This is a genomic window from Moorena sp. SIO3B2 (genome assembly GCF_010692525.1).
Lineage (GTDB): Bacteria > Cyanobacteriota > Cyanobacteriia > Cyanobacteriales > Coleofasciculaceae > Moorena > Moorena producens.
Genome location: NZ_JAAHHE010000252.1, coordinates 1 through 8,828, shown reverse-complemented (window position 1 = coordinate 8,828; position 8,828 = coordinate 1). Strand labels below are relative to the sequence as shown.

10 protein-coding genes are annotated in these 8,828 nt (G+C 42.9%); 9 read left to right on the top strand and 1 reads right to left on the bottom strand.

Annotated features, from left to right (window positions below; all coding sequences use genetic code 11):
• The 5 genes from F6K38_RS29950 to F6K38_RS29930 all read left to right on the top strand — a co-directional run.
• A partial coding sequence (locus tag F6K38_RS29950) for an RNA-guided endonuclease InsQ/TnpB family protein (RefSeq protein ID WP_287247878.1) occupies window positions 1–815 on the top strand: 815 nt, incomplete at its 5' end.
• Complete coding sequence (locus F6K38_RS29945) at window positions 781–1,272, top strand: RNA-guided endonuclease InsQ/TnpB family protein (protein WP_009149327.1); 492 nt, start codon at window positions 781–783, stop codon at window positions 1,270–1,272. The genes F6K38_RS29950 and F6K38_RS29945, both read left to right, overlap by 35 nt.
• A 152-nt stretch (window positions 1,273–1,424) precedes the next feature.
• Complete coding sequence (locus F6K38_RS29940; RefSeq protein WP_009149325.1) at window positions 1,425–1,670, top strand: SDR family NAD(P)-dependent oxidoreductase; 246 nt, start codon at window positions 1,425–1,427, stop codon at window positions 1,668–1,670.
• A gap of 162 nt (window positions 1,671–1,832) precedes the next feature.
• Entirely contained in the window at window positions 1,833–2,576 is a 744-nt protein-coding gene (locus F6K38_RS29935) for a hypothetical protein (RefSeq protein WP_009149323.1), read from the top strand.
• A gap of 1 nt (window position 2,577) precedes the next feature.
• Complete coding sequence (locus tag F6K38_RS29930; RefSeq protein ID WP_009149321.1) at window positions 2,578–3,690, top strand: DNA cytosine methyltransferase; 1,113 nt, start codon at window positions 2,578–2,580, stop codon at window positions 3,688–3,690.
• On the opposite strand, the gene F6K38_RS29925 is transcribed toward F6K38_RS29930, so the two are convergent.
• Window positions 3,687–4,907, bottom strand: a complete 1,221-nt coding sequence (locus tag F6K38_RS29925; RefSeq protein WP_071106358.1) for an RNA-guided endonuclease InsQ/TnpB family protein — start codon at window positions 4,905–4,907, stop codon at window positions 3,687–3,689. The two genes, F6K38_RS29930 and F6K38_RS29925, sit on opposite strands and share 4 nt — an antisense overlap.
• A gap of 824 nt (window positions 4,908–5,731) precedes the next feature.
• Here F6K38_RS29925 and F6K38_RS29920 point away from each other — a divergent pair.
• From F6K38_RS29920 to F6K38_RS29905, 4 genes are all read left to right on the top strand, one after another.
• Window positions 5,732–5,893, top strand: coding sequence for a hypothetical protein (locus F6K38_RS29920; RefSeq protein WP_154659885.1), 162 nt, complete (start codon window positions 5,732–5,734; stop codon window positions 5,891–5,893).
• A gap of 218 nt (window positions 5,894–6,111) precedes the next feature.
• A complete protein-coding gene (locus F6K38_RS29915; protein WP_009149314.1) occupies window positions 6,112–7,284 on the top strand; it encodes a sugar-transfer associated ATP-grasp domain-containing protein in 1,173 nt (390 codons plus the stop codon).
• Between the two features lie 51 nt (window positions 7,285–7,335).
• On the top strand, window positions 7,336–7,554 hold the full coding sequence (locus F6K38_RS29910; RefSeq protein ID WP_009149312.1) for a hypothetical protein: 219 nt from the start codon (window positions 7,336–7,338) through the stop codon (window positions 7,552–7,554).
• Window positions 7,555–7,572: 18 nt separating this feature from the next.
• Window positions 7,573–8,828, top strand: a 1,256-nt coding sequence (locus F6K38_RS29905; RefSeq protein ID WP_287358712.1) for a cobaltochelatase subunit CobN, incomplete at its 3' end; no start/stop codon positions are given.

The window sequence follows — 8,828 nt, the reverse complement described above, 5'->3', positions numbered from 1 at the left end:
CTGCAATAGACGAGGCTATTCGGACGGTCAAGTTTATTCGTAATTCTTGCATTAGATTGTGGATGGACAATAAAGGGACTGGAAAATATGATCTTAGTAAATACTGCAAGATACTAGCTAAACAGTTTCCTTTTGCTAATGAACTAAACTCAACGGCACGACAAGCAGCTTCTGAGCGTGCATGGTCATCTATAGTCCGGTTTTATGACAACTGCAAAAAGAAAAAACCCGGCAAAAAGGGTTTTCCTAGATTTCAGAAGCAATGTAGGTCGGTAGAGTACAAGCAGTCTGGGTGGAAACTGTCTCCTGATAAAAAGGCTATAACCTTTAGCGACAAGAAAGGAATAGGGAAACTTAAACTCAAAGGGAAATGGGACTTGTGGCAATTTGACAAAAATCAAATTAAGCGAGTCCGAATTGTGAAACGAGCTGATGGGTACTATGTGCAATTTTGCATAGCAGTTGACATAAAAGAAGACCTAAAACCTTCCTGTAGAAACGTCGGATTGGATGTAGGACTAAAGGAGTTTTATACTGACTCTGATGGAAATACTGAACCTAATCCTCATTTCTACAGGAAGGGAGAAAAGCGTTTAAAATTTTACCAACGTCGAGTATCTCGCAAAAAGAAAGGCTCAGCCAACCGTAGGAAAGCAGTTAATAGGCTAGGCAGGACACACCTTAAAATAAGTAGACAACGTGAAGAACATGCCAAGAGACTGGTTAGAAGTTACCGCAAGAAGAGTGCAGCCTTTATAGTTGATAGGCTATGCATCAAAGGTGGCAGGTTTTGTTGTAAGGCTGCACTCTTCTAAGGTTTCGTCTCCGGCACGTTGCGTAATCCGGTCTAACGACCTGGTAGCCTACGAAGATTTAAGGGTTAAGAATCTAGTAAAGAATCATTGCCTGGCTAAGTCTATTAATGATGCTGGCTGGTATCAGTTCAGAAAATGGTTAGAGCATTTTGGGACTAAATTTGGCAGAGTAACTGTAGCAGTAAACCCTGCTTATACAAGTCAAAACTGCTCTAAGTGCGGTGAAACAGTCAAAAAATCACTATCAACTAGAACCCACGTCTGTAAGTGTGGATGCAAGTTAGATAGAGACCACAATGCTGCGCTGAACATTTTAAAACGAGCCTTGGGTACGGTGGGGCACACCGGAACCTGGATCCTAGATCCCAACGCTTCGGGAGATCTGACCTCTACTGTCCTTGGTCCCGGCCAGGTTCAGCAAGTCGGGTCGTTGAGCGAAGAATCCCCGCGTCTTTAGACCGGGGAGTGTCAATTAACATCATTTACTCTCAAAGAAATTGACCGTATTAAGCGCGATCGCAAGACAGTAGCAGTAACAAAATCTGTGAAGGTTGCTAGTTTCTCAGTTTAAGATGAACAAGTCCACTACACACAGGGAACTTCAATATCATGGCAAATGGTAAATCCAAAGTCGCACTGATTACCGGCGCATCATCGGGTATGGGCAAAGAAATGGCCAAATCTCTGCTGAAGGATGGTCTGACCGTGGTAGTAGCGGCACGTAGTGTCGAAAAAATGGCTGACCTTAGAGAGTTGGGTGCTCACCCGCTGCGTATGGACATCACCGATGAGGCAAGTATCCAGGCTGCAGTGAATGAAATTCAAGACACTTATGGCAAGGTTTCGCCCCGCTGACCTTAACCGTTAGACTTTGCTGAGTCTCGGTAGATGGTCTTGCAGAACTGTTAACATTGACTTTGTCTTTGGGATGTGCTTCCATTGTCAAGCACCAAATGCACTACAGTTGCGTGTACCTAAAGGTGAGAGTGATCGCAACATTGGGCTAGACAAATCATTATGGATCAAATCATAGCAAAGGTTTTCTTAGAATGCGTTCGCGCCATCGATGCCAGCGAGTTGATAAGTCGCGTTTCTTCCACGGACAAAGAGTTTAGCTTTCAAAATTGGTTTGCTGTTCGTCTTGAAAGGCTTTCCTTGAACTTCGATGAACCTTCAAGAAATGCTTATCCAGACTTCAGGCTTGTTGATTTCCCCCTTGGCTTCGAGATCAAAGGATTAGGATTTCCAGGCAGGGAAGCAAACTATGACTGCAATAGTCAAGTGCCCTCAGGTCTGCATAATGGGAGGACAATTTACTATGTGTTTGGACGATACCCAGCAAAAACCAAGGAAAAGAACTATCCAGTCTATGATCTTGTCATGTGTCATGGCAATTTCTTAAATGCAGACCATTCTTATATCCATAAAAATAAGAATCTTAAAGGTTTCGGTAGCTATGGAGACATTATGATTCGTGACCGAAAAATGTATGTTGCACCTACACCATTTGCCCTTACGGATGGCACAGAACGCCAAGTTACTCTGATTGCTCCAACTGGCTTTAAATTTGGTATAGATTTAAAACACTCGGGTACTATCACACGTATAGAGACTTCAAGGCTGATAAGGGGTTATTACTTTGATATGATTGAACATACGCTTACACCTTCCTATATAGATAATCCAAACGCAGGAAAGAAACACACATTTGAAGTTTTCCGTGCAGCCAAATCTTTAGGACCAACAGTCACTCTTCGTTGATATGGAACTTTCATTCACAAGTCTTTTTTCTGGTGCCGGTGGCTTAGATATCGGCTTTGAAATGGCTGGTTTTCAACATCTCTACTCCACAGATATTGATACATGGAGCGTTAAAACACTCCGTAATAATCGACCTGAATGGGATGTTGAAGAAGCTGATATTCGAGAACTATCAGAAAGAGATTTACCTGATAGTGATGTAATTTTAGCAGGGGTTCCATGTCAGGGGTTTTCACTGGGCGGGAATCGAAAGGAAAACGACGAGAGGAATTTTCTGTTTCAAGAAGTTGTCAGAATGGCAAAGATCAAGAAGCCTCGCTTTATCGTAATTGAGAATGTTCTCAATCTCAGGAGAATGAAAGAACCCAAAAGTGGAAAGCCTTTTGTTGACGTAATTTCAGAGCATTTCAAGAGTCTTGGATACTACATAAAATATAATGTCTTCAGAGTATCTGGTTTTGGAGTGCCTCAAACGAGAAGAAGATTTATTTTTATTGCCAGCTTCGACCGATTTCCCTCAGGTTTTCACTGGCCCACGCCAGAGCCAGATACACCAGCATCAGTATATTTAGGTGATCTGGCTGTAAATCCATTCATTTCCCTTCCTAATCATTGTCCTGAATGGGGGTTCAAAAGCCGTGTTCATGAGGAGACTGGAAAGGAATTTGATCCTACTGAGACACCTGTACCATGTAGATTCTCTCGAACTGGATCTGACGGACACCCAATAAGATCTTTGGATGCCCCATTTCCTGCTATTGATACTGGAACTATTTGGGGGTGGGCTCAGGGAAATGTGGTGGCAGAAAGAAAGGAAAAAGATCGCGTCAATGGGCTATTTGTAAGGAATCCAAATATTAGCTTAAAGCTCTGGCGTATCAGTGCAAGCCGTCTGCGACGCTTTACTAATCGTGAATATGCCCGACTTCAAACTTTCCCAGACTCATGGGTATTTCATGGAGGAAATAAACGTCATGTCCACCAGCAGATTGGCAACGCTGTTCCTGTACAATTCGCCTATCGAGTTGCCTGTTTTCTTCAAGCAGTTTACGAAGCACAGTGTTTAGGGCAACCAATGAATTTATTTAGTGACATACTCCCGACGTTGCCCTAACGGGACAACGCGGGCTTCTTGCCAACACCAGGTATCCCTTCGGTTGCTCGGCAAGCTTTACTACTGACGGAATGCCCTACCGCCAAATTTAATACATTGATCGCCGCATTCACATCCCTATCTGCTGTGTATCCACAATGAGGACAAGAATGAATGCGGTCTTTAAGTTTTTTTGGTACCTTTTTCCCACAATTTGAACAGTTTTGGCTAGTATTTCGAGGATTCACTGCAACTGTAAGTAACCCAGCATTTTCGGCTTTGGTTGACAGTATAGACAGGAATTGACCCCAGCCAGCGTCTAGTACAGACTTGGCCATTTTAGTCTTAGCCAAACCCTTAATATTTAACTTCTCATGAGCAACTAGGTCGTGATTGTCTAGTAAGTTTTTCGCTGTTTTGAAGTGAAAATATTTTCTAGTATCGGCCACTTTTTTATGAGCTTTCCCTAGTTTAATAACAGCCTTTTTTCTGTTGTTGCTACCTTTTTTGGATCTGCTAACGGCTTTTTGAATCTTCTTTAGTCGTTTTTGAGCTTTCCGATAGTATTGAGGAATTGGCACCTCAGAGCCATCCGACTTAACCAGAAAGGACTTAAGACCCATATCTATCCCAACAGGACTAGAGGCGCTATCTACTGGGATAATATTTGGAACAGAATCATCCTGAATAGATAGTGTGACGTAGTACCCGTCAGCTTTTCGGGTTATGGTAGCCGTTTTGACTTTAAACCCTTCGGGGATAGGCCGATGGTAAATCATTTTGACCTTCCCAAATTTAGGAAGAGTCAAAATACTCCCAGTTATCGGGTTCTTAGAAAGAGCGGGGAAAGTAAACGATTTGTATCTATTTTTACTTTTAAATCTTGGCCTGCCACTTTTCTTTCCGTTACTGTCTCCTTTCAGGAAACGTTTAAAGGCTAAGTCTACCCGTTTAACGCAATCTTGCAAAACTTGAGACTGAACTGCCCCGTACCAAGGTCTATCCTTTTTTAGTTGAGGTAAAGTCTTTTTCTGAGAAAAGTAATCAGGATTATTTCTTAGTTCTGGCAAGTGACACACCAAAGGACAGGAGTTTATAGAACAACGATTTTGCTCATACCAGCTAAACCGATCAGCCAATAAGTAGTTATATTGATGACGGAGCATATCCAACCATCTTTCTACTTCCGCTTCTTGTGGCTTTGTTAATCTTAACCGGTACTGATAAGCTGACCTCATTGTTGCTATCTCCTATTTTTCGACCTACTATAAAGGTAATAAATGTTATAACATTTGTCAATTCAAAAATAAAATATCAACAATTTGTAATCAGAATGAATAATTTTGAAAAACACCAGTTAAAACAGGAAGCCGACCGAAGGGGGATGACTTCATCTGAGTTGCTAAGAAGTTTAATAGCTCGTTTCCCTGAGCCAAAAAATACCTAGTCGGCAATTCCGTTTCACTTCATTGCCCCGCTATCATCCTAGGGACGAAACCTTAGAATAGTGGAGCCTTAATCAATAAGTTTTAACTCTTTTATGCATAGCCTGCCAACCATAAAGGCTCCACTATTCTTACGGTAACTTCAAGACGCTCACCTTATCAGGTAGAGCGCGGGGCTTCTCGCGGACTAGCTAATAATACGGTATTACAACTGGAATTGAATTTATAACTCAATAATTTGATATGATCAAGCCGATTGATAGGTTGGTTTGAAGGACAAAGCCCAACAAGACCCCAGCCATCCCTAGCCGTGTTAACAGGGTGACAATGGGCAGGTCGAAGCTGGAGATTATTATAGGGATTCCCAGTTATGCTCCCAGTTACCGCCTTTTTACTCCCCTTGAAAAATTGGTCACCAGTGGCTACTGTAGCATTAATCCTGTCACCTCAGCACTAGGGCAGAGGGACTTTCACCCTCACGGTTATTCAGTTACAAGGCGCAAGTCCTTGCAATTTTTCCCTAAGTCATAATAGCCTAATTTAGGATGAACGAATCGTACACACCTGGCTGCACCTGAAGCTTGGTATTTCAAGGCGTCCGGGCACATTTCTCAAACTTGTCCACCCAGGTAAACCCCATCGTTAGACGGAATGGCAGCGTAAGCATTCAGCACTCAGCCGTCAGCCGTCAGCCGTCAGCCTTGTGGCACAGGCTTTGGCCTTGGCCGTTGGCCACGCTACGCGAATGGCCACGCTGTGCGAACGATGCTGGGAGGTAACTCAGCATTATTCCAATGCTTACCGGTTTTATTCAAAAGCTGTTCGCTTAGCGTGCGAGGAGTAGCGCATTAGCTGATACGCGACACGCTGATAGCTGAATACTTACATGGCAGCAGATTTCCAAGCTGACAAAAGAGCGCCGCTAAATATTTGGCGTTTTGGTATATAATACAGAAATAAAACCTAATTTTCTGGAAAATTGTGTGTTTAAAGCTTAATGTATAACCTTAATGATTTTTTAAAATATGCTAATGTTTCACAGCGCCCAATCCTAGAAATTGCCTTGGAAGCTTTGAGGCTCCGATTCTCCTCCCCTTATCTCGATCTATCCGAGTATCTAGATTTTAAACTATACCTTAATGACCTTACTTTATCCGAAAAGGCAGCCTTTTGTGGACATCGCATGCAATCTACTCTTATAGAGATACTAGTCGATGAATACTCTAAATTTATGAGTATTGACAAGGTAACAATGTACTTATTGTTTCGTGCTAGTGGTTTTCCAACACCCGAGATTCATGCAATTTATCGGTCTCGTCGCCCAAGTGTTTTACTAAATATTGCTACACCACAAGACCTTGAAGACTACCTTAGAAAGCCAGGATCATTACCGATTTACTTTAAGCGGTCTTCAGGTTCCTATGGTCACGGTAATACCTTGGCTGATCACTTAAATGGCGACATGCTCCACCTTGGTACGGGTTCTTCAGAACCACTCAGGGATTTTTGTTGCTCCCTTGATGACGGAGGAACCCTGGGATGGATTTTGCAGGAACCTCTCACTGCTCATTCTGAAATTGCTGAGATTTCTGGTACAGAGAAAATTTCGAGCATCAGAATACACACTATTTTATTGGACTCTGGCCCGCAAATAATGAAAGCAATCTTTAAAGTAAATGTGGGCAATTTAGACTGTGACAATTTTCTGAATGGTACAAGTGGAAATCTGTTGGCGGCTGTAGATATCAAAACGGGTAAAATCTTCCGTATTATCTCTGGTACTGGCCTGGATCAAATTGAAAATCCTTTACATCCGAAAACTGGCAGGAATCTACTTGGATTTCAGATCCCCTACTGGAACAAGGTAGTCGAACTTGTAATCGAAGCACATCTGGCCTTTCCAGGCTATCTTTGTCCTTCTTGGGATGTTGCTATTTGTGAGACTGGACCAACAATACTTGAGCTTGGCTACTTTGGTGATGCTAACGTTTCTCAGCATGCCTATCGGCGTGGATTTATGGATCCAGAATTCATGAATTTTCTCCAGATTTGGAAAATTAATAAAATGCTCTACATGACACCAAAAAGAAGACGAAAACTCCTAGCTTCATCTGGGGCATCATCAATTAAGGGACATGTAGGCATAAAAAGATATCATTGGCAATGGTAATTAATAACAAATTTTCAGGTTAAAAAAAATCAACTAAACTAATACAATAAAATGAAAATTCTATCTCCAAAAGCGTCATTTGATGAGTATTATACCCTTTATTATCCTAAGCGTTATGTTCCTGCCTTGCTCAAAGAAAAAAATTATTACTTACCATTTTATGCTATGGAGCTTCTCGGAACCTATCTGAGACAGATGAACTCTCCAAAAATTTTGGAAACAGTCTTTCTTGGAAGTGGGCATGGCTTAGAGGTTACAGCATTAAAATAACGAATCGCACCCTAAACTATGCATCGCATCGCCGCAACTCCAGGAGGATGGAACCCTGAAGCTGAAGGGGTTATCTTCATCGAACAAACCCCAGCACCAATTATTTTCCTGACTGCTGCTGACACCGATATCCAAACCCTAGCCGCATCGGTATCCCAACTTCCCCCAGATTTCCCAGCTATCCGAGTCGCTAATCTGTTGCAGTTGCAGCAACAACTAACCATTGATACCTATGCTGAGGATATCTTGGGCAAAGCACGGATTATCATTATCAGATTATTGGGGGGACGCTCGTACTGGTCTTATGGCTTAGAAGTGGTGAAAGAAACAGTAGAACAAACTGGCGCTACATTATTTGTTTTACCAGGGGATGACCGACCAGATCCGACGTTAACTAGTCACTCCACAGAAACTATTCCGATAGTGAATCAATTATGGCGCTACTTTACAGAAGGCGGTGTTGAGAATTTCACTAACGCTCTGAAATTTGTAGCAGATGTATGCCTAGACCAAACTAATAATCCACCACCACCAAAACCTGTGCCTCGGGTTGGGGTTTATCCATGGAAATCGGAGATAACTGCAGAAGCTACTGGCAATGTTACAGGAAATTTCGCCCCCCTAGCCCCCCAGCGAGCAATCCCTCGCTGGGGGGAAATGAAGTTAAAGTCCCCCAGAATTGGGGGATTTAGGGGGCTTGCAGCTAAAGGTAGTGAGGTAAATTCATCTGAAAACGGCTGTAAAGCCAATCTTAAAGTAGGTATCCTGTTCTACCGTGCCCATTACTTAGCGGGAAATACAGCACCGATTGATGGGTTATGTCAGGCTTTGGTAGAACGGGGGTTGGAACCGGTGCCAGTATTTGTCTCTTCTCTACGGGATCTAGAGGTACAACGGGAATTGTTAGGCTATTTCCAAAATCCCGATAGCTCTAGTAGTGCGATTGAGCTTTGCTCACGCTACGCGATCGCAGTGTTGCTGAATACGACAAGTTTCTCGGTAGCTAAGTTGGATGCTGAGGTACATCAGTTGGAGTTGTGGGAAGGGCTGGATGTACCTGTGTTGCAGGTTATTTTAAGTAGTGGCACGGTGGAACAGTGGGAGTCTGGGTTTCAGGGATTGATGCCTAGGGATACTGCTATGAATGTGGCGTTGCCGGAAGTGGATGGGCGAATTATTAGCCGTGCGATTTCCTTTAAGTCGGCGCAACGGTGGAATCCTGCTCTGGAAACGGATGTGGTGGTTTATGAGCCGGTATGCGATCGCATTCAGTT

Excerpts from the sequence above, each read along its gene's own strand:
- F6K38_RS29940 (WP_009149325.1), top strand. The coding sequence starts at position 1,425 with ATGGCAAATGGTAAATCCAAAGTCGCACTGATTACCGGCGCATCATCG.
- F6K38_RS29935 (WP_009149323.1), top strand. The coding sequence starts at position 1,833 with ATGGATCAAATCATAGCAAAGGTTTTCTTAGAATGCGTTCGCGCCATC.
- F6K38_RS29930 (WP_009149321.1), top strand. The coding sequence starts at position 2,578 with ATGGAACTTTCATTCACAAGTCTTTTTTCTGGTGCCGGTGGCTTAGAT.
- F6K38_RS29925 (WP_071106358.1), bottom strand. The coding sequence starts at position 4,907 with ATGAGGTCAGCTTATCAGTACCGGTTAAGATTAACAAAGCCACAAGAA.
- F6K38_RS29915 (WP_009149314.1), top strand. The coding sequence starts at position 6,112 with ATGTATAACCTTAATGATTTTTTAAAATATGCTAATGTTTCACAGCGC.
- F6K38_RS29910 (WP_009149312.1), top strand. The coding sequence starts at position 7,336 with ATGAAAATTCTATCTCCAAAAGCGTCATTTGATGAGTATTATACCCTT.